Below are 19,258 nucleotides of genomic sequence, written 5' to 3' on the forward strand. Positions count from 1 at the left end.
GGCGGGGCCGGATCAGGCGGCGAGGCCCAGCGCGTCGAGCACGCCACCGACGGTGGAGAGCAGGTCGGCGACGGTGGCGTCGACGTACTCGGCGACCGGGGTGATCTCGGCGGCGCTGGCCGAGCCGGCGAGGCCCAGCATCAGCAGCGGGGCGGCCAGGCCGGCGACGGTGATTCCGGCGATGCGGCGCTTGCTCATGGGGATCGGTTCCTTTCGGGGAGCGGACTGACCCGGTCATCGTGTGGCGCCCGAAGCGGATCTTCCAGACATCCGGCGGAGATGTAACCGTGCGCTTACACCCATTCGGTCGCGGCAACCTGCCTGACATACGGACCCCGTCTCAGCGCCGTACGGCGCATCCGGGGCTAATTCTAGACTTTATTTATCCAGGACATGTACTGTCCAGGACATGCGGATGGGACGGGGCGTCGAGTGGGCGCTGCACTGCTGCGTCAACCTCGCCTGGGCCGGTGCGCCGGTGTCCACCGCGCGGCTCGCCGGGCTCTACGACCTGCCGCCCGCGTACCTGAACAAGCAGCTCCAGGCGCTCGTCCGGGCCGGAGTACTGGCCTCGGTGCCCGGGCCGCGCGGCGGTTTCGCGCTCGACCGGGACCCGGCGCGGGTGTCCCTGCTCGACGTCGTCGTCGCCCTGGAGGGCCCGGAGGACGCGTTCCGCTGCACCTCGATCCTGGCCGCCGGACCGGGGGGTGATCCCGGCACCGACTACGCCGACACCTGCGCGATCTCGATGAGCATGCGCCGGGCCGAGCTGGCCTGGCGCCGCGAGCTGGCGAGCCGCTCGCTCGCCGACGTCGCCGCCGACGTCCTGCGGCACACACCCGGCGCGGCCGACCGCGTCCGGACCGCACTCACCACCTGAGGAGACACCATGGAACCGCGGATGACGAAGCCGTACTCGCACGTCCCGGCCGGCTACCGCGCGCTGTCCGAGCTGGAGCGGTCCACCCGCGACGACGCCGTGCTCACCCGGGAGATCCAGGAGCTGGTGCGGCTGCGGGCCAGCCAGATCAACGGCTGCGGGTTCTGCGTCGACATGCACTCGCACGACGCGCTCGCCGCCGGCGAGAGCACCGAGCGGCTGCTCGCCGTCGCCGCCTGGCGGGAGGCGCCGTACTTCACCCGCGAGGAGCGGGCCGCGCTCGCCCTCACCGAGTCGGTGACCCGGCTGGCCGACCGCCCGGACCCGGTTCCCGACGAGATCTGGGACGACGCCGCCGCCGTGTTCGACGAGCGCGCACTGGCCCAGCTCGTCACCACCATCGCGACGATCAACGCCTGGAACCGGATCAACGTGGCCACCCGGCAGATCGCGGGCAGCCACCGCCGCGCGGCCCGCGCCGTGTGAGCCGACCCACCCCGCTCCAGCGGGAGCCGGCGGCCGGGCGCGCTTACGCTCGACCGTGAAGGTTGTTGTTGTTCGACGCTGAAGTCTGCGCAGGTGAGGAACCCGTGTCCGTCTCCCCGATCCACCCCCCGGTCGACGCCGAGGAGTCCGAGCTCCGCGTCACCGAGCGGAAGACGAGCGCGGCCGGGGCGAAGGCCGTGGCCGTCTCCATGCAGCGGTCGCTGGCCGAGCAGGGTGTGGTCAAGACGGCGCGCAACCTGCTCACCCTGAACCAGGTCGACGGCTTCGACTGCATGAGCTGCGCCTGGCCGGACCCGGAGCCCGGGGAGCGGCACATCGCCGAGTTCTGCGAGAACGGCGCCAAGGCCGTCGCCTGGGAGGGCGACCGCCGCCAGGTCGGGCCGGAGTTCTTCGCCCGGCACCCGATCGCCGACCTGCGCACCCGCAGCGCGCACTGGCTGGAGAGCCAGGGCCGACTGGTGCACCCGATGGTCCGCCGCGACGGCGGCACACACTACGAGCCGATCAGCTGGGAGAGCGCGTTCGAGCTGATCGGCGAGCACCTGCGGGCGCTCGACTCGCCGGACGAGGCGATCTTCTACACCTCCGGCCGGGCGTCCAACGAGGCCGCGTTCAGCTACCAGCTCTTCGCCCGCGCGTTCGGCACCAACAACCTGCCCGACTGCTCCAACATGTGCCACGAGTCGACCGGCGTCGGGCTGGCCCAGTCGATCGGCATCGGGAAGGGCTCGGTATCGCTGCGCGACCTGCACGAGGCCGAGCTGATCGTCATCTCCGGGCAGAACCCGGGCACCAACCACCCGCGGATGCTGTCCGCGCTGGAGATCGCCAAGAAGAACGGCGCCCGGATCCTGGCGATCAACCCGCTGCCCGAGGCCGGGCTGTTCAAGTTCGACAACCCGCAGCACGTGCGCGGCATGACCGGGATCGGCACCCGGCTGGCCGACGAGTTCCTGCAGATCCGCTCGGGCGGCGATCTCGCGCTCTGGCAGGCGTTCGGGCACCTGCTGCTCGCCGCCGAGGAGCGCGACCCGGGCAGCGTGCTGGACCGCGACTTCGTCGAGCGGCACACCAACGGCTTCGAGGACTACGCGGCGCACGTCAAGGACCTGGACCGGGACGCCGTCGTCGCCGCCACCGGGCTCGACTGGGAGCAGATCGAGACGGCCGCCGCGATGCTGGTCTCCTCGAAGCGCACCGTGAACTGCTGGGCCATGGGCATCACCCAGCACCGCAACGCGGTCGCCACCATCCGCGAGATGGTCAACGTGTCCCTGCTGCAGGGCATGATCGGCAAGCCGGGCGCCGGTCTGTGCCCGGTCCGCGGCCACTCGAACGTGCAGGGCGACCGGACGATGGGCGTCTGGGAGCAGATGCCCGACGCGTTCCTCGACGCCGTCCGCGACGAGTTCGGCTTCGACCCGCCGCGCGAGCACGGCCACGACTCGATCGCCGCCGTGAAGGCGATGGCCGCCGGACACGGCAAGGTCTTCGTCGGCCTCGGCGGCAACTTCTCGCAGGCGATGTCGGACACCGGCGTCACCGAGCCCGCGCTCGAGCAGTGCGCGCTGACCGTGCAGATCTCCACCAAGCTCAACCGGTCGCACGTCGTCGCGGGCACCGACGCGCTGATCCTGCCCGCGCTCGGCCGGACCGAGAAGGACCTCACCGGCGGCCGCGCCCAGCAGGTGACCGTCGAGGACTCGATGTCGGCGGTGCACGCCTCGCACGGCCGCTCGCAGCCGGCCGGGGAGCTGCTGCGCTCCGAGGTCGACATCGTCTGCAGCATCGCCCGCGCCACCCTCGGCGACGACCACGTCGTGCCGTGGGCCGAGTTCACCGCCGACTACGACCGCATCCGGGACCGGATCGGCCGGGTCGTGCCAGGCTGCGAGGCCTACGCCGAGAAGGTGGCCCGCTCCGGCGGCTTCACCCTCCCGCACCCGCCGCGGGACTTCCGGCAGTTCCCGACGGCGTCCGGGAAGGCCGAGTTCGCGGTCAGCCCGCTGAGCGTCACCACCCTGCCCGAGGGCCGGCTGGTGCTGCAGAGCCTGCGCAGCCACGACCAGTTCAACACCACCATCTACGGCCTGGACGACCGCTACCGCGGCATCCACTCCGGCCGCCGGGTGGTCTTCATCTCGCCCGCCGACCTGCGCGAGCTCGGCTTCGCCGACGGCGACCGGGTGAACCTGGTGAGCGAGTGGACCGACGGCACGGTGCGCCGCGCCGACGACTTCCGGCTGGTGTCGTACTCGACGCCGAAGGGATGCATCGCCGCCTACTACCCGGAGACCAACCCGCTGGTCGCGCTGGACTCCTACGCCGACGAGTCGCGCTGCCCGACGTCGAAGTGGATCGAGGTCCGGCTGGAGCCCGCGATCCCGGCCCGCGCCGTGTGAGCGCGGTCACCCGGCCGGGTGGCCGGGACCGGAATCCCGGTCACCGCCGGTGTGGTTGGACGTCGCGGGGAACACACGTCCGTGCCCCCGCTGAGGGGGACCGCGTGACATCCACGACCACCGCGGCGCCGAGCAGGCTGCGGATCGCGCTGATCCTCGGCGCGCTGATCGCGCTCGGGCCGCTCACCATCGACACCTACCTGCCCGCGCTGCCGCAGGTCGGCGCGGACCTGGGCGCGTCCGGCACGACGGTGCAGCTGACCCTGACCGGCACGCTGGCCGGGCTCGCGCTGGGCCAGCTGCTGATCGGCCCGCTGTCCGACGCCTACGGCCGCCGGCTGCCGCTGCTGGCCGGCACCGGGCTGCACGTGCTGGCGTCGGCGCTGGTCGCGGTGGCGCCCTCGATCGAGGTACTCGCCGCGCTCCGCGTGCTGCAGGGGATCGGCGCGGCGGCCGGTGCGGTCGTCGGGCTGGCGGTGGTGCGGGACCTGTTCAGCGGCCGGGCCGCCGCGACCATGCTGTCCCGGCTGATCCTGGTGATGGGCGCCGCGCCGGTGCTCGCGCCGACCCTCGGCGGGCTGCTGCTCAGCTGGACGTCCTGGCGCGGGGTGTTCCTGTTCCTCGCCCTGTACGGCCTGGTGATGCTGACCGTGGTCACCGCCGGGCTGCCCGAGACGCTGCCGCCGGAGCGTCGCCGCTCCGCCCGGTTCGGCCCCACCGTGCGCACCTACGGGATGCTGCTGCGCGATCGCGCCTTCGTCGGTCTGGTGCTGGTCGCCGGGCTCGCGATGGGCGCGTTGTTCAGCTACGTCTCCGGCGCCGCGTACGTCTTCCAGGAGCAGTTCGGGGTGGACCAGCAGACCTTCGGGCTGCTGTTCGGCGCGGGCGCGATCTGGCTGGTCGTCGGCACCCAGCTCAATCCGGTCCTGCTCCGCTACGTCGAGCCGCGCCGGGTGATGACCACCGCGGTCGCCGCGGGCGTGCTGGCCGGGCTGGCGCTGGCGGTGCTCACCACGACCGGCACCGGCGGCCTGCCCGCCGTGCTCGGCGGGGTCTGGGCCCTGCTGCTGACCTGCGGTTTCATCCTGCCGAACGCGCCGGCCCTGGCGCTGGCCCGGCACGGCAGGACGGCGGGCACCGCGGCAGCGCTGCTCGGCTCGCTGCAGTTCGGCATCGGCGCCGCGACCTCGCCGGTGGTCGGCCTGCTCGGCAACGACGCCGCCGCGATGGGCCTGTCGATGTTCGGCGCGATCGCGCTGTCCGGGCTGGCGCTGGTCCTGGTCGTGCGGCCGTGGACGCTGCCCGACCTGGAGGAGGACGCCTGACCTCTTGCCCTGAAGTGAACTTCAGATCATAGCGTCCGGCGGCATGGACGCGAGCATCTACACCGCCATGCGCAACGCGGGCACCGAGCCGGTGCACCGCACCCGGCCGGCCGGCGAGACCGGGCGCCGGATCCTGCGGCTCGCCCGCCCGCACCGCAGGCGGATGGCGTGGTTCCTGGTCACCAGCACCCTCGGCGCGGTCCTCACCGTCGTCACGCCGGTGCTGGCCGGGCGGGCGACCGACGCCATCACCACCGGCGCCCCGCTCGCCGTGCTCGGCGTCGTCGCCGGGCTGATCGCCGCCGCCGCGGTCGCCGAGGCCGCGCTCGGCCTGGTCACCCGGTGGCTCTCGGCGAACCTCGGCGAGGGACTGATCCACCAGCTCCGCACCACCGTGTTCGACCACGTGCAGCGGCTGCCGGTCGCGTTCTTCACCCGGACCCGGACCGGCGCGCTGGTCTCCCGGCTCAACTCCGACGTGCTCGGGGCCCAGCGGGCGTTCTCCGACACCCTCGCCGGGGTGGTGTCGAACCTGGTGACGCTGCTGCTCACGCTCGGCGTGATGCTCGCGATCTCCTGGCAGGTGACGCTGCTCGCGGCGCTGCTGCTGCCGGCGTTCCTGGTCCCGGCCCGGCTGATGGGACGGCGGCTGGCCGCCCTGGAGCGGGCCGCCGCCGATCACAACGCGGCCATGAGCACCCGGATGACCGAGCGATTCTCCGCGCCCGGCGCCACCCTGATCAAGCTGTTCGGGCGGCCGGAGCAGGAGTCCGCCGAGTTCGCCGACCGGGCCGGGCGGGTGCGCGCGATCGGGGTGCGCTCGGCGATGCTGCAGTGGGTGTTCGTGACCGCGCTGATCCTGGCGTCGTCGCTGGCGGTGGCGCTGGTCTACGGCGTCGGCGGCGGGTTCGCGCTGGCCGGCGCGCTGTCCGCCGGTGACGTCGTGTCGCTGGCGATGCTGCTGACCCGGCTCTACCAGCCGCTGACCGCGCTCGCCGGGGCCCGGATGGAGATCATGACGGTGCTGGTGAGCTTCGAGCGGGTCTTCGAGGTGCTCGACCTGGAGCCCTCGATCCGGGACCGGCCGGACGCCCGGGAGGTGCCCGACGGCCCGCTCGACGTCGAGTTCGACCGGGTGTCGTTCGCCTACCCGACCGCCGACCAGGTCTCGCTGGCCTCCCTGGAGGAGGTCGCGACGCTGGACACCCGCGGCGGCGAGCAGGTGCTGCAGGACGTGTCCTTCACCGCGCCGGCCGGGCGGATGGTGGCGCTCGTCGGGTCGTCCGGCGCCGGCAAGTCGACCGTTGCGCAGCTGGTCGCCCGGCTCTACGACGCGTCGGCGGGCACCGTCCGGATCGGTGGCGTCGACGTGCGGGACCTGACCGTCGCGTCGGTGCACCGGGCGGTCGGGTTCGTCACCCAGGACGGTCACCTGCTGCACGACACGGTCGCCGCCAACCTGCGGATCGGCGCGCCGGACGCGACCGGCGCGCAGCTGTGGGAGGCGCTGCACCGGGCCCGGCTCGACGAGCTGGTCGCGTCCCTGCCGGACGGCCTGGACACCGTCGTCGGTGAGCGCGGCTACCGGCTCTCCGGCGGCGAGCGGCAGCGGCTGACGATCGCCAGGGTGCTGCTCGCGCGGCCGCGGATCGTGGTGCTCGACGAGGCCACCGCCAGCCTGGACACGACGTCCGAGGCGGCGGTGCAGGAGGCGCTCGCCGAGGCGCTGGAGGGACGGACGGCGATCGTCATCGCGCACCGGCTGACCACGGTGCGCGACGCCGACGAGATCCTCGTCCTGGAGCACGGCCGGATCATCGAGCGAGGTGCGCACGCCTCGCTGCTGGAGCTGGGCGGCCGGTACCGGGCGCTGGCCGCTACCTGAAGTCCTCCGGCGAGACGTCGTCGATGAACTCGCGGAACTCGCGGAGCTGCTGCTCGGGGTGCTCGGCGGGTTCGGTGGGGATCCCGCCGGTGGCCGCGCGGGCCTGCGCGGCGATCCCGCTGGCGTCCTCCGAGTCGGGCGGCAGCACCTCCTCGATCGGCTGGCCGACCTCGTCGAGCACGTGCTCGGCCATCCCGATCGGCAGGCCCTCGCGGACCGCGATCGACAGCGCGTCGGACGGCTTGACCTGCAGCCGCACGTCGCCGTCGAACACCAGCTCGGCGGTGTAGACGCCGTCGGTGAGGTCGCTGATCTCGACCGACTCGCAGGTCCGGCCGAGCGCCTCGACGACCGGGAGCAGCACGTCCTGGGTGAGGGCGACGCTGGACTCGTCCCGCCGGCCGGCCGCGATCACCTCGGCCTGCGGCGGTCTCAGGAACACCGGGACGCAGCGGTCCCCGCCCGCCTCGCCGAGCAGCAGCACCGGCTGCCGCGAACGGGCGTGAACGATCAGTCGCAGGACGTGCATCGTCCGGGCCATCCAACCCTCCCGTGACAGGGGTCACGGCAGTATCCCACCCCGGGGGCCGGTCCGTGTCTCACAACGAGACGCTTCCCACCGGTTGGCCAGCCATCCGGGGCAGTACCCGGTCGAGCGCACCGGGCACCCGGGTGGTCGCGGCGACCGCACGGGCGGTCTCGACGAAGTCCCGGACGAGATCGGAGCCGTCCGCGGTCCGCCAGGCGATCGCCACCTCCGAGGGCGGGACGTCGACGACCGGCACCGCGGTCAGCCCGGGCCGGGAGTAGTACCGCAGCGTCGACAGCTGGGTGAACGCGACGCCGCGGCCGGACGTGACGGCCTCGATGCACTCCTCGACCTGGGCGATCCGGGCGCCGACACGCACGTCCTGGCCGCCCCGCGAGCCGGTCGCGAGCCAGTAGTCGCGCCACGCGTCCGGGCCCTTGCGCGCCACGAACGGCTCGTCGACCAGCCTGCCCACCGAGATCGGCCCGGCTCCCGCCAGCGGCGAGTCGACACCGACCGCCAGCACCCGCGGCTCCCGGAACAGCACCGCCACCGACAGCCAGTCCGGAACCGGGACGCCGGTCCGCAGGAAAGCCACGTCGACCGATCCGTCGGCCAATCCCGCGAATGGATCGGAAAGATCGTGCGAGCGCATATCGGCCGCCCGCCCGGGAAAGCGCTCCGCATAACGGGCGAGAATGCGCGGCGTCAGTTCCGCGGCGGCGTTGGCCTGGAACCCGATCAGCACCGTGCGCCGGTCCGGGGCGCCCGCCTCCCGGGTGACCCGGCAGATCCGCTCGGCGTCCACGATCAGGTCGCGCGCCTCCGCCAGCAGGACCTCACCGGCCCGGGTGAGGCTCACCCGCCGGCTGGTCCGCTCGAAGAGCGCGACCCCCATCCCCTGTTCGAGCTTCCGGATCTGCACGCTCAGGGACGGCTGGGCGATATGCAGGCGGGCCGCGGCCCGGCCGAAATGGAGCTCTTCGGCGACCGCGAGAAAATACCGAAGTGTCCGGATCTCGAACGGTATGCTCACGGCGCCGACAGTAGCCGAGATCAGCACCGCGAACGATAGTTGCGAACTATCGGTCGATAGCGCACCGATCTTGGACGCGGCGCCCCGCGGGCGATCTGATGACGCGGTCACCAGCGCTCGACGAGGAGGACACGTGACGACCTACCGTGGGATGCCCCCGCAGATCTGGGCGCCGCCGGCCCCGCAGCTGATCCGGAACGCGCGGATGCTGATCGTCGGTTACGAGGCCCGGCGGGAGGCGCTGGAGGCCGTGCTGCCGCCGGGACTGACGCCGCACCCGAACAACCTGGTCCAGATGAACATGTACGAGGCCGGGATGTCATCACCGCCAGGGCGTCGGTCACCGACGAGTCCGCCGGGACGCTCGGCGGGCACCTGAACTACTACGCGCACCGCCAGATCCCGGTCCCCGAGGGCGGGCGGGCCGCGATCAGCGAGCTCATCGAGCTGCCGCTGCCGTTCGTGGTGGAGCTGTACGCCGCGACCGTCGACGACATCACGTTCTCGTTCCCGGACGGGCACCCGGCGGCCGAGCTGGCACCGGTGGCCCCGCTGCGGGCGCCGTCGGTGCTCTACGGCGACGTCACCTTCACCTACTCGGCGGGCCCCCGGACCCACGACCACCTGACCGGCACACCCGCCTGATCCTCCGCACCACGACCCGGGAGACACCCATGAGCAGCACCGGAACCGTCGACGTCAGCCACCTCGGCACCTCCACGATCGGCCACCGCTTCGGCAGGCCGTACGACCCGGCACTCCCCACGCTCGTCCTGGTCAACTCGTTCACGACCACGGTCGACCTGTACCGCCCGCAGTTCGACGACCCGGCCCTCGCCGGGACCGTCAACCTGCTTGCCGTCGAGCCGTACGGGCACGGCGCGACGCGGGCGGGCCACCGGCACTTCACCTACTGGGACAGCGCCGTCGCGAACCTGCAGGTGCTGGATGCGCTCGGCATCCCGGACGCGTTCGTCCTGGGCACCTCGCAGGGCGGCTGGATCGCCGCCCGGATGGCGCTGCTCGCGCCGGACCGGATCCGCGGGATCGTCCCGCTCGGCACCTCGATGGACTTCGAGAGCCCGCGCAGCCGCGAGCTCGGCTGCTGGGACGGGATCGAGTTCTGCACGCCGTCGGTGGACGCGCTCGCCGAGCCGGTCGGCGACGACTGGGTGGTGCCGGGCGAGTTCGTCGACGCCGTGCTCGCGGCCGGGCTGGGCGACACCGTGTCGGACGCCGACCGCGAGTTCTGGCACGCCACCTACCGGGCCACCTACACCGGCGACGAGGGCAGGCACCGGCTGCGGGTCAGCACGGTGAACCTGCGCGACCGGGACGGTCTGCACGGCAGGCTGGACGACGTCCGGTGCCCGGTGCTGTGGATCCACGGGACCGCCGACACCGTCTACTCGGTGGCCAACGCCGAGGACGGGATCGCGCGCTTCGTCAACTCCCCCGGCGCCGAGCTGCGGATCGTCGAGGGCGGCCGGCACTTCCTGAGCGCGTCGAACCCGGCGGAGGTGAACGCGGCCGTCGTCGGCTTCGTGAAGCAGCGGTCGTAGCGGCCCGCTCAACCGCGGGCGAGCCAGGGCATCGTGGTCGCGGCGATGGTCAGGAACTGCACGTTCGCCGACAGCGGTAGCCCGGCCATGTGGACGACGGCGTCGGCGACGTGCCGCACGTCGAAGGTCTGCTCCGGCCGGACCGAGCCGTCGGCCTGCTTCGCCCCGGTCGCGATGCCCGCGGTCATGTCGGTCGCCGCGTTGCCGATGTCGATCTGCCCGCAGGCGATGCCGAACTCCCGGCCGTCCAGCGACAGCGACTTCGTCAGCCCGGTGATCGCGTGCTTGGTGGCGGTGTAGGCGGCGCTGCCGGGGCGCGGCGCGTGCGCCGAGATCGAGCCGTTGTTGATGATCCGGCCGCCCTGCGGGTGCTGGGCGCGCATCGCGCCGAACGCGGCCCGGGCACACAGGAACGAGCCGGTCAGGTTGGTCGCGACGGTGGCCGTCCAGTCGTCGACGGCGATCTCGTCGACGGTGCCGGCGGGGCCGAACGTGCCGGCGTTGTTGAACAGCAGGTCGACCCGGCCCCAGCGGTCGTCGACGGCCGCGAACAGCGCGGCGACCGATCCGGGATCGGTCACGTCGACGGCGACGGTGAGCGCCCCGGCGTGACCGGCGGCGACGGCGTCGAGCCGCTCGGTCCGCCGGCCGGCGAGCGCGACCCGCCAGCCGGCGTCGAGCAGCCCCCGCGTCACCGCCTCCCCGATGCCCGATCCGGCCCCGGTCACCACCGCCACCCCGCTCATGCCCCCACCCTGGCACGCGTACCGGCGTGATCCGGGCCACACGGTGTCACGCCGCGGGCGCCCGCCGGTGTCCCCATCCCGACCGACGACGACGGAAGGGGACGGTCATGGGACGTGCGGTGGTGGTGGTCGGGGCCGGGTACGCCGGGATCGCGGCGGCGAACCGGATCGCGGCGGGCTCGGACGCGCAGGTGACGGTGGTCGGCCCGCGGGAGGTGTTCGTCGAGCGGATCCGGCTGCACCGGCTCGCGGCGGGCAGCGGGGAGGCGACGGTGCCGCTGCGGACGGTGCTGCACCCGCGGGTGCAGCACCGGTCCGGGCTGGCCACGCTGATCGGGGCCGGCCCCGGGAACGACAGCCCTGGGAACGACAGCCCTGGGAACGACACGGTGCTGCTCGACGACGGCTCGACGGTGCGGTTCGATCGGCTGGTGTACGCGGTCGGCAGCGGCGATCCCGATCCTGACCCCGATCCCGGCGCGGACGGGTACCGGGTCGACTCGCTGGAGGACGCCCGCCGGCTGCACGCCGCGGTCGCCGCGCTGCCGGCCGGGGGCACGGTCGCCGTCGTCGGGGGCGGGCTGACCGGGGTGGAGACGGCGACCGAGCTGGCCGCCGCGCGGCCCGACCTGGCGGTCCGGCTGGTGACCGACGCCGAGGTCGCGGGCGGGCTCCCGGCCCGCAGCCGGGACCGGGTCCGGGCCCGGCTGCGCGCGCTCGGCGTCGGGCTGCGCGAGCACACCCGGGTCACCGGCACCGCGGATCCGGGCGCCGACGTGGTCGTGTGGGCGACCCCGCCCGCGGTCCCCGATCTCGCCCGGCGCAGCGGCCTGCCGACCGACGACGCCGGGCGGCTGCGGGTGGACGCGACGCTGACCGCCCTCGGCGATCCGCGGATCGTCGGCGCCGGGGACGCGATCAGCGCCCCGCCGGAGGTCGGTTTCGTGCGGGCCAGCTGCCAGGCCGCCATCCCGCTCGGGAACGCGGCCGCCCGCACCGTGCTGGCCGGGCTCGCCGGCCGGGCCGCACCGGCGGCGTCGGTCGTCTACGGCGCGCAGTGCCTGGCGCTCGGGCCCGGCGCGGGGCTGGTGCAGCTCGTCGACACCCACGACGTGCCCCGGCGGATCGCGATCGGCGGCCGGGCCGGCGCGGCGATCAAGGAGCAGGTGGTCCGCCACACGCTGCGCGCGATCCGGAGCCGGGCGGCATGACCGGCCCGGACCCGCTCGCCGAGTTCGGCGCGCACCGCGGGCTGCTGTTCCGGCTGGCCTACGACATCCTCGGCAGCGTCGCCGACGTCGAGGACGTGCTGTAGGACAGCTGGCTGCGCTGGACCGAGGTGGACCACGCGCGGGTGCTCGATCCGCGCGCCTACCTGGCCCGGCTGGTCACCCGGCAGGCGCTGAACCGGCTGCGCAGCACCGCCAGGGCCCGGGAGACCTATCCCGGGACCTGGCTGCCCGAGCCGCTGCCCACCGGCGAGGACGCCTCGGACCGGGCGCTGCGGACCGACGACGTCACGGTGGCGATGCTGCTGGTGCTGGAGAGCCTCTCGCCGGAGGAGCGGGCGGTGTTCGTGCTGCGGGAGGCGTTCGGGATCGACTACGACGAGATCGGCGCGACCCTGGACCGGCCGGCGGCCACCGTGCGGCAGATCGCGCACCGGGCGCGCGAGCACGTGCACGCCCGGCGGCCGCGGTTCACGGTGCCCGCGGACCGGGCCCGGCAGGTCGCCGAGGCGTTCGTCGGTGCCGCGCTGGGTGGGGACGTCGCGGCGGTGACGGCGCTGCTCGCGCCGGACGCCGTGCAGATGTCCGACGGCGGCGGGCGGGCCTCGGCGGCGCTGCGGCCGATCGTCGGGCGGGAGCGGGTGGCCCGGTTCCTGGTCGGGATCACCCGGTGGCCGATCCCCGGGCCCGGACCCGAGTTCGGCGTGTTCAACGGGATGCCCGGGGTGCTGGTGCGCGACGGCGACACCGTGGACACGGTCATGCTGTTCGAGGTGTCCGAGGTGGACGGCGCCGACCTGGTCACCGCCGTCTACGCCGTCCGCAACCCGGACAAGCTGGCCCATCTCTGACCGGCCCGATCGGGCAGCATCGGGCTCTCTCGGATCCGGGCTAGAGAACCGCAGACGACGGCATCGAAGCGCCTCGATGCCGTCGTCTACCCGTTTCTCGGACTCACCCGAGAAACGGCCATAACTCGGCATCGACGCTCCGATCGGAGCCTCTACCGCTTTCTAGCTCATGGTCGAGACACGTGGATACTTCGCCATCGAGCATGCTCGATGGCGGCGTATACCGCTCTCTACCGTTGTCACGATACTGCTCGATAGCGGGCGATCGAGCAGTATCGGCGACCGCACCCCGGCCGCGTCGTCGCAGCGTAACACCCCTGCGTCGAACGTGTGTGCGACGCCCCGCGGAGCCGGACGAACGGTCAGATCGCGTCGGCGAACGCACCGAGCCCGGCCGGTCCCCGGGCCGCCGCCCGACGCCGCACCCGCCCGGCGGGCTCGCCGACCACCCGGACGAAGGCCCGCGCGAACGCCGCCTCCGAGCGGTAGCCGAACCGCCGGGCGGCCTCGGCCACCGTGACATCTCCCCCCGACAGGACGTCGACGGCCGCGTGCATCCGCCAGCGGGTCACGTAGGCCATCGCCGGCTCGCCGACCAGCTCGGTGAACCGGGCGGCGAACGCCGACCGGGACATCGTCGCCGTCGCGGCCAGCGACGCGACCGTCCAGTCCCGGTCCGGCTCCCGGTGCACCGCGGCGAGCGCGCGGCCGATCCGGTCGTCGGCGAGCGCGCCGAGCCATCCGGTGCGGGCCGCCGCGTCGCGTTCCAGCCAGCCGCGGACGGCCTGGATGACGAGCACGTCGGCCAGCCGGGTGATCACCGCGGCGGCGCCGGGGCCGCCCTCCTCCACCTCGGCGGCGATCAGCCGCAGGGTGTCCTGCACCCGGTCGCCGACCGGCGACGGCTCGACCCGGATCAGGCCGGGCAGCCGGTCGACGAGATCGCCGGCCGCGGGATGGCCGAACCGGACGGCCCCGCACACCATCCGGGTCACCGGGCCGTCGCCGCCGTGCCGGAGCAGCGCGTAGCGGCCGTCCAGCATCGGATGCGGGATCGACCGGATGTCCGGCGCGAACACCTCCGGGGCGCTGCGCAGCACGTGCCCGGCGCCCTGCGGGACGAGCGCGAGCTCGCCGGGGCGCAGCAGCACGTCGTCGTGCCCGCCGACCGTCAGCCGGCAGCCCCCGGAGGTGACGACGTGGAACCACAGGCAGCCGGGTGTCGCGGGCAACGTCATCCCCCACGGCTCGCCGAGCTCGGAGCGGCAGTAGAAGACGCCGTCCATCCGCAGCACGTGCAGCGCCTCACCGACCGGGTCGGCGGCCGGGAACGGCGGCGCGGTCTGCATGAGGCACAGCATGACAGCCCGTCCACAGCCGATCCCCAGCTGTGGACGAACAAGCAGGAACTGTGGACGAACAGCGATCGTGCGTCCGGTACCTGGCGGAGATGCTGGATCCACATCGACGAGAGGGGACCATCGTGATCACCGTTCTGGGGGCGACCGGGAACGTCGGCTCGCAGGTCGTCCGCGAGCTGCGGGCGGCCGGCGTCGCGGTGCGGGCGGTCGGGCGCGACGCGGACCGGCTGGACGCCGCGGCCGCGGCCGGTGCCGAGCCGTGCACCGGCGACATCACCGACACCGGCTTCCTGCTCCGCGCGTTCGACGGCGCCGCGGCCGCCTTCACCCTGCAGCCGCTCGACCTGTCCGAACCGGACCACGCCGCGCACCAGCGCCGGGTGGGCGAGGCGGTGGTCGCGGCACTGCGCGGCGCGCGGATCGGCCGGGTGGTCGCGCTCAGCTCGCTGGGCGCCGAGATCCCGGGCGGGCCGGACCTGTCCGGCACCGGCTTCCTCGGCGGCCTGTACGAGCAGGAGCAGCGGCTGGCGACGCTGGACGCCCGGGTCACCCGGATCCGGCCGGGCCTGTTCCTGGAGTCGTTCCGGCCCGCGTTCGACACGATCCGGGCCCACGGCGGGCACGCCGACTCGATCGACCCGGACCGGGCACTGCCGATGGTCGCCACCCGCGACGTCGGCCGGGCCGCCGCGGCCGCGCTGCTCGACCCGGCCGGACCGGCCGTCGTCGAGGTGCCCGGGCCCGCCGACCGGACGGTGCCCGAGGTGGTCGCCGCGCTCGGCCCGGCGCTCGGCGTGCCGGGCGCCGGCTACGCCCGGCTCCCCGACGCGGAGCTGACCGCGGTGCTGCTGGACGCGGGCCTGCCGCCGGACGTCGCCCGGCTGCAGGTGGCGATGAACCGGGCGTTCAACGACGGGCGGGTGCGCGCACACGCACCGCGCGGCGACGCCGGGGGACTGCTGACGGTCGAGGCGTGGGTGGCGGAGGCGGTCGCATGAGCGCCGCGCTCGCCGCCGCCGGGTCCGGCCTGCTCGGCGGGGTCTACCTGGCGTTCTCGACGGCGGTGCTGCCCGCCCTGCGCCGCCGGCCGGACGCCGAGGCCGCCGCCACCATGCGCGAGGTCAACCGGGTGATCCTGAACCCGGTGTTCGGGACGCTGTTCGGCGGGACGGCGCTCGCGTGCGGGTCGGCGCTGGTCACCGGGGCGCTCGACGGGGAGCCGCTGCGGATCGCCGGGGCGGTGGCCGGGCTGGCCGGCTTCGCCGTCACCGCGGCGGTGAACATCCCGCTCAACACCGCGCTGGACCGCGGCGGCCCGTGGTCGGCGTTCGACCGGCGGTGGACGCGGGCGAACCACCTGCGGACGGCGACCTCGGCACTCGCCGTGGCGCTGCTGCTGCTCTGAGTCCACATCCACTCGAACGTGTGTGCGACATCTCGGGCACCCCCCTGGCGGCGGGGCGGGGCCGGGATGCACCCTGGTCCGGCGCCCGCTCCCCCGGGCCGGACCCGACGCCCATCCACGGGGGAGCATGAACGCCCACGAACGACGCCGGTCCGCCGCGCTGCGCACCGACCGGGAAACCGTGCTCGCGGCCGCCGCCCGGCTGCGCCATGAGGCTGTCCAGGCGCACTACGCCGGCCTGGCCCACCCGGAGTTCGCCTTCGGCCTGGCCTCGATCCTCGAACTGCTGGCACTGCGGGTCGCCGACCTGGATCCGGACGTCCGCGCGCACGTCGTGCGGGTCGCCCGGGAGATGACCGGGGACGGGCTGGACCAGCCCTCGGTCCGGCGCACCCGTCGTCGGTGATGGTTGTCCACAGGCCGGTCCGGGTTGTCCACAGGTGTGCACACAGCTGGGGACAACTCGAACCGGCGTTCGATCAGCGGACGCCGGCCATGAGCACCGTCAGCCGCGGGACCGCCGCGATCACCACCAGCCCGACCACGATCGCGACGGCACCGGTGATGCCGAAGTAGGCGATCTCGTTCTCCGCGCTGTAGAACTGCGCGAGCACCCCGGCGAGCACCGTGCCCATCGAGACGGACAGGAAGAACAGCGCCACCATCTGGGTCCGGAACGCCTGCGGCGCCAGCTTGGTGGACAGCGACTGGCCGACCGGCGAGGTGAACAGCTCGGCCACGCAGAAGACCAGCAGAATGCCGGCGACCGCGAGCAGCGGGGTGCCGTTCGGGCCGGTGCCGGCCAGCGGGACGAACAGCAGGAAGCCGATCCCGACCACGATCGTGCCGATCGCCATCTTCGTCGGCGACGACGGCTGGCGCGGCCCCAGCCGCGTCCACACCGCCGCGAACACCCCGGCGAGCAGCACGACGAACAGCGGCTCGATCGCCTGCACCGATCCCGCGGGCAGCACGAACAGGCCGAACACCGACCGGTCCAGCCGCTGGTCGGCGTAGATCGTCAGGACCGTGAAGATCTGCTGGAAGATCGCCCAGAACACGGCGCTGGCGACCCACATCGGCAGAAACGCCAGCACCCGCCTGCGCTCGGTCCGGTCCACCTTCGGGCTGGTGAGCAGCAGCGTGAAGTAGCCGACGGCGGCGACCGCGACGATGCCGGTGACGATGTAGCCCAGCCGCCCGGCGGTGATCACCCCGGTGAGCGTCAGCGCCACCGGCACGACGACCGCGGCGGCGCCGATCAGGCCGGCCCGCACCCGTCCGGCGGGCGGGAGCGGATTGGGCACGATCCGACCCTCGGGCGGCAGGTTCCGGCGGGCGACCGTGTACTGGACCAGGCCGAGCGCCATCCCGACGGCGGCGAGGCCGAAGCCCCAGTGGAACCCGGCGGCCGTCTGCAGGACCGGGGTGAGCAGCTGGCCGGCCAGCGCGCCGATGTTGATGCCCAGGTAGAAGATCGAGAACCCGGCGTCGCGGCGGTCGTCGCCGGGGGCGTAGAGCATCGCGACGATGGTCGAGGCGTTCGCCTTGATGCCGCCGCTGCCCAGCGCGACCAGGACGAGACCGACGGCCAGGCCGGTCCCGCCGGGTAGCAGGGCCAGCGCGACGTGCCCGGTCATGACCGAGATCGCGCTGCCGAACAACACCCGCTCCGGGCCGAACAGCCGGTCACCGGCCCAGGCGGCGAGGATCGTCGAGAGGTAGACGGTGCCGCCGTAGGCGCCCACCACACCCGCCGCGACGCCCTGGTCGTAGCCGAGGCCGCCGTCGGTGACGGAGTAGTACATGTACAGCAGCAGGATCGCCTGCATGCCGTAGAACGAGAAGCGCTCCCACATCTCGACGCCGAACAGCGTCCCGAGCTGGGTGGGATGACCGAGGAAGGTCTTCTCACGCGGTGGGGTCGTCGTGGGATCGGGCACCCGCCCGGTCTACACCCGTCGTTGCGCCGGGTAAAGATCGCCCACCCGGACCGGTCACAGGGTGGCGGGACCCTCCTCCGGGACCATCCCGAGCTGGTCGGCGACGGCCGCCATCACGTCCTGCACGGCGATCGTGTCGGCCAGCGGCATCACCGGGCTCTCCTGCTCCCCGGCCGCGACCCGCAGGGTGACCTCGGCGATCTCGTGCGAGTAGCCACCGCCGGTGGCGGGTAGCACGATCTCCTCGGGCTCGGCGCCGTGTCGGTGCAGCTCGATCCGGTCCGGATGGTGGAAGCGCGGCGGCACCTCGATCCAGCCCTCGGTGCCGATCACCCGGGCCGAGCCGGGCATCGCGCACCGCAGGCTCGCCTGCAGGGCGGCGCTGCGGCCGTCCGGCCAGCCCAGCAGGATCGACTCCTCCAGGTCGACGCCGGTCGGCGCGAGCGCGCCGGTCGCGGCGATCACCGAGGGATCGCCCAGCACCATCTGCGCGAACGAGATCGGGTAGACGCCGAGATCGAACAGCGCGCCCCCGCCGAGCTCGGGTGCGAGGTAGCGGTCGCCCGCGTCGGACAGGTTCCGCACGCCCAGGTCGGCCTGGACCGACCGGACCTCACCGATCGCGCCCTCGGCGACCAGCTCGCGGAGCCGGACGATCGCCGGGAAGAACCGCGTCCACATGGCCTCCATCGCGAAGACGCCGGTGCGCCGGGACGCCGCGGCGATCTCCCGGGTGGCCACCGAGCTGACCGTGAACGCCTTCTCGACCATGACCGCCTTGCCGGCCGCGATCGCGGCCAGCGCGACGGCGCGGTGCTGTGGGTGCGGGGTGGCGACGTAGAGGACGTCGATCTCCGGGTCGTCCAGGATCGCCCGGTACCCGGTGTGCGCGCGAGCGATGCCGTGCCGGTCCGCGAACGCCGCGGCGCGTTCCGCGGAACGCGACGCCACAGCCACCACCTCGGCGTCGGGCACGTGCGGGAAGTCCCGCACGACGGCGTCGGCGATCCGGCCCGGTCCGACGATTCCCCACCTGACGGTCATGCCCCGATCCTGCCGGATCGTCACCGATGAGTTCCCGGCGCCGTCCCGGTCTTTCCTCTCGTAACGGCGCCGACGACGGCGCCCAGGAGCACAGGAGCCCGCGATGCCCAGCTCGATCTTCGTCAACCTCCCCGTCGCCGACCTGGCGGTCGCCAAGACCTTCTACTCCGCGCTCGGCTTCACGCTGAACGAACAGTTCTCCGACGAGCAGACTGCGTCCTTCGTGATCAGTGACGCGATCGTCGTCATGGTGATGGTGGAGCAGCGGTTCCGCGAGTTCACCGAGCAGTCCGGCGTCGCCGACACCGGCACCGCCCGCGAGGTGATCAACGCGCTGGGCGCCGCCGACCGCGACGAGGTGGACCGGCTCGCCGAGGCCGGCCTGGCCGCCGGCGGCACCCAGGGCGGGAAGACCCAGGACCACGGCTTCATGTACGGCCGCAGCGTCGACGACCCGGACGGTCACCGCTGGGAGTTCGTCTGGATGGACGTCTCGGCGATGGAGGGCTGAGCCGGCCGCAGCCCGCGTCCCGGGAGTGCGGCGTGCCCTCCG

21 protein-coding genes are annotated in these 19,258 nt (G+C 73.6%); 14 read left to right on the forward strand and 7 right to left on the reverse strand.

Annotated elements, in window-relative coordinates:
* Positions 1-12: 12 nt before the first annotated feature.
* Positions 13-198 (reverse strand): hypothetical protein, encoded by a 186-nt coding sequence (locus tag ABZ881_RS20265; protein ID WP_358486634.1) that lies wholly within the window; start codon positions 196-198, stop codon positions 13-15.
* Positions 199-409: 211 nt separating this feature from the next.
* Here ABZ881_RS20265 and ABZ881_RS20270 point away from each other — a divergent pair, with 211 nt between their 5' ends.
* From ABZ881_RS20270 to ABZ881_RS20290, 5 genes are all read left to right on the forward strand, one after another.
* Positions 410-880 (forward strand): Rrf2 family transcriptional regulator, encoded by a 471-nt coding sequence (locus tag ABZ881_RS20270; RefSeq protein WP_358486635.1) that lies wholly within the window; start codon positions 410-412, stop codon positions 878-880.
* Between the two features lie 9 nt (positions 881-889).
* Positions 890-1,366 (forward strand): carboxymuconolactone decarboxylase family protein, encoded by a 477-nt coding sequence (locus ABZ881_RS20275; RefSeq protein ID WP_358486637.1) that lies wholly within the window; start codon positions 890-892, stop codon positions 1,364-1,366.
* 104 nt (positions 1,367-1,470) lie between these two features.
* Positions 1,471-3,789 carry an FdhF/YdeP family oxidoreductase gene (locus ABZ881_RS20280; RefSeq protein WP_358486639.1) on the forward strand — a complete coding sequence of 773 codons (2,319 nt, stop codon included), beginning with the start codon at positions 1,471-1,473 and terminating at the stop codon, positions 3,787-3,789.
* A gap of 104 nt (positions 3,790-3,893) precedes the next feature.
* Positions 3,894-5,114: a multidrug effflux MFS transporter gene (locus ABZ881_RS20285; protein ID WP_358486640.1), complete on the forward strand. Its 1,221-nt coding sequence runs from the start codon at positions 3,894-3,896 to the stop codon at positions 5,112-5,114.
* A 43-nt stretch (positions 5,115-5,157) separates the two neighbouring features.
* On the forward strand, positions 5,158-6,999 hold the full coding sequence (locus tag ABZ881_RS20290) for an ABC transporter ATP-binding protein (RefSeq protein ID WP_358486641.1): 1,842 nt from the start codon (positions 5,158-5,160) through the stop codon (positions 6,997-6,999).
* On the opposite strand, the gene ABZ881_RS20295 is transcribed toward ABZ881_RS20290, so the two are convergent.
* Positions 6,992-7,540, reverse strand: a complete 549-nt coding sequence (locus tag ABZ881_RS20295) for a bifunctional nuclease family protein (RefSeq protein ID WP_344021534.1) — start codon at positions 7,538-7,540, stop codon at positions 6,992-6,994. The two genes, ABZ881_RS20290 and ABZ881_RS20295, sit on opposite strands and share 8 nt — an antisense overlap.
* 58 nt (positions 7,541-7,598) lie before the next feature.
* Positions 7,599-8,564: a LysR family transcriptional regulator gene (locus ABZ881_RS20300; protein WP_358486643.1), complete on the reverse strand. Its 966-nt coding sequence runs from the start codon at positions 8,562-8,564 to the stop codon at positions 7,599-7,601.
* A gap of 133 nt (positions 8,565-8,697) precedes the next feature.
* Here ABZ881_RS20300 and ABZ881_RS20305 point away from each other — a divergent pair, with 133 nt between their 5' ends.
* The 3 genes from ABZ881_RS20305 (at position 8,698) to ABZ881_RS20315 (ending at position 10,126) form a co-directional block, all read left to right on the forward strand.
* Positions 8,698-8,943, forward strand: coding sequence for a hypothetical protein (locus tag ABZ881_RS20305; protein ID WP_358486645.1), 246 nt, complete (start codon positions 8,698-8,700; stop codon positions 8,941-8,943).
* A gap of 83 nt (positions 8,944-9,026) precedes the next feature.
* The gene (locus ABZ881_RS20310; protein WP_358486646.1) at positions 9,027-9,209 is read left to right on the forward strand and encodes a hypothetical protein; all 183 of its coding nucleotides are present in this window, start codon (positions 9,027-9,029) and stop codon (positions 9,207-9,209) included.
* A gap of 29 nt (positions 9,210-9,238) precedes the next feature.
* On the forward strand, positions 9,239-10,126 hold the full coding sequence (locus ABZ881_RS20315) for an alpha/beta hydrolase (RefSeq protein ID WP_358486648.1): 888 nt from the start codon (positions 9,239-9,241) through the stop codon (positions 10,124-10,126).
* An 8-nt stretch (positions 10,127-10,134) separates the two neighbouring features.
* Here the strand turns inward: ABZ881_RS20315 and ABZ881_RS20320 are convergent, their stop codons facing one another.
* Entirely contained in the window at positions 10,135-10,872 is a 738-nt protein-coding gene (locus ABZ881_RS20320) for an SDR family oxidoreductase (RefSeq protein WP_358486650.1), read from the reverse strand.
* A gap of 107 nt (positions 10,873-10,979) precedes the next feature.
* Here ABZ881_RS20320 and ABZ881_RS20325 point away from each other — a divergent pair, with 107 nt between their 5' ends.
* Positions 10,980-12,083 carry an FAD-dependent oxidoreductase gene (locus ABZ881_RS20325; protein WP_358486652.1) on the forward strand — a complete coding sequence of 368 codons (1,104 nt, stop codon included), beginning with the start codon at positions 10,980-10,982 and terminating at the stop codon, positions 12,081-12,083.
* Positions 12,084-12,211: 128 nt separating this feature from the next.
* Positions 12,212-12,952: a sigma factor-like helix-turn-helix DNA-binding protein gene (locus ABZ881_RS20330; protein ID WP_358486655.1), complete on the forward strand. Its 741-nt coding sequence runs from the start codon at positions 12,212-12,214 to the stop codon at positions 12,950-12,952.
* Positions 12,953-13,314: 362 nt separating this feature from the next.
* Here ABZ881_RS20330 and ABZ881_RS20335 read toward each other — a convergent pair whose 3' ends face one another.
* On the reverse strand, positions 13,315-14,301 hold the full coding sequence (locus tag ABZ881_RS20335) for an AraC family transcriptional regulator (protein WP_344021548.1): 987 nt from the start codon (positions 14,299-14,301) through the stop codon (positions 13,315-13,317).
* 134 nt (positions 14,302-14,435) lie between these two features.
* On the opposite strand from ABZ881_RS20335, the gene ABZ881_RS20340 reads away from it, so the two are divergent.
* The 3 genes from ABZ881_RS20340 (at position 14,436) to ABZ881_RS20350 (ending at position 16,124) form a co-directional block, all read left to right on the forward strand.
* Positions 14,436-15,311, forward strand: a complete 876-nt coding sequence (locus ABZ881_RS20340) for an NAD(P)H-binding protein (protein WP_358486657.1) — start codon at positions 14,436-14,438, stop codon at positions 15,309-15,311.
* Entirely contained in the window at positions 15,308-15,718 is a 411-nt protein-coding gene (locus tag ABZ881_RS20345; protein WP_358486660.1) for an anthrone oxygenase family protein, read from the forward strand. The genes ABZ881_RS20340 and ABZ881_RS20345 overlap by 4 nt, the downstream gene beginning before the upstream one ends.
* 127 nt (positions 15,719-15,845) lie before the next feature.
* The gene (locus tag ABZ881_RS20350) at positions 15,846-16,124 is read left to right on the forward strand and encodes a hypothetical protein (RefSeq protein ID WP_358486662.1); all 279 of its coding nucleotides are present in this window, start codon (positions 15,846-15,848) and stop codon (positions 16,122-16,124) included.
* 73 nt (positions 16,125-16,197) lie between these two features.
* Here the strand turns inward: ABZ881_RS20350 and ABZ881_RS20355 are convergent, their stop codons facing one another.
* Together ABZ881_RS20355 and ABZ881_RS20360 are read right to left on the reverse strand one after the other, a co-directional pair.
* A complete protein-coding gene (locus ABZ881_RS20355) occupies positions 16,198-17,661 on the reverse strand; it encodes an oligopeptide:H+ symporter (RefSeq protein ID WP_358486663.1) in 1,464 nt (487 codons plus the stop codon).
* A 54-nt stretch (positions 17,662-17,715) separates the two neighbouring features.
* A complete protein-coding gene (locus ABZ881_RS20360; protein WP_358486665.1) occupies positions 17,716-18,705 on the reverse strand; it encodes a Gfo/Idh/MocA family oxidoreductase in 990 nt (329 codons plus the stop codon).
* 103 nt (positions 18,706-18,808) lie between these two features.
* On the opposite strand from ABZ881_RS20360, the gene ABZ881_RS20365 reads away from it, so the two are divergent.
* Positions 18,809-19,216 (forward strand): VOC family protein, encoded by a 408-nt coding sequence (locus ABZ881_RS20365; RefSeq protein ID WP_358486668.1) that lies wholly within the window; start codon positions 18,809-18,811, stop codon positions 19,214-19,216.
* Positions 19,217-19,258: the final 42 nt, after the last annotated feature.

The organism is Pseudonocardia sp. NPDC046786, assembly GCF_040645415.1.
GTDB classification, from domain to species: Bacteria; Actinomycetota; Actinomycetes; order Mycobacteriales; family Pseudonocardiaceae; genus Pseudonocardia; species Pseudonocardia kongjuensis.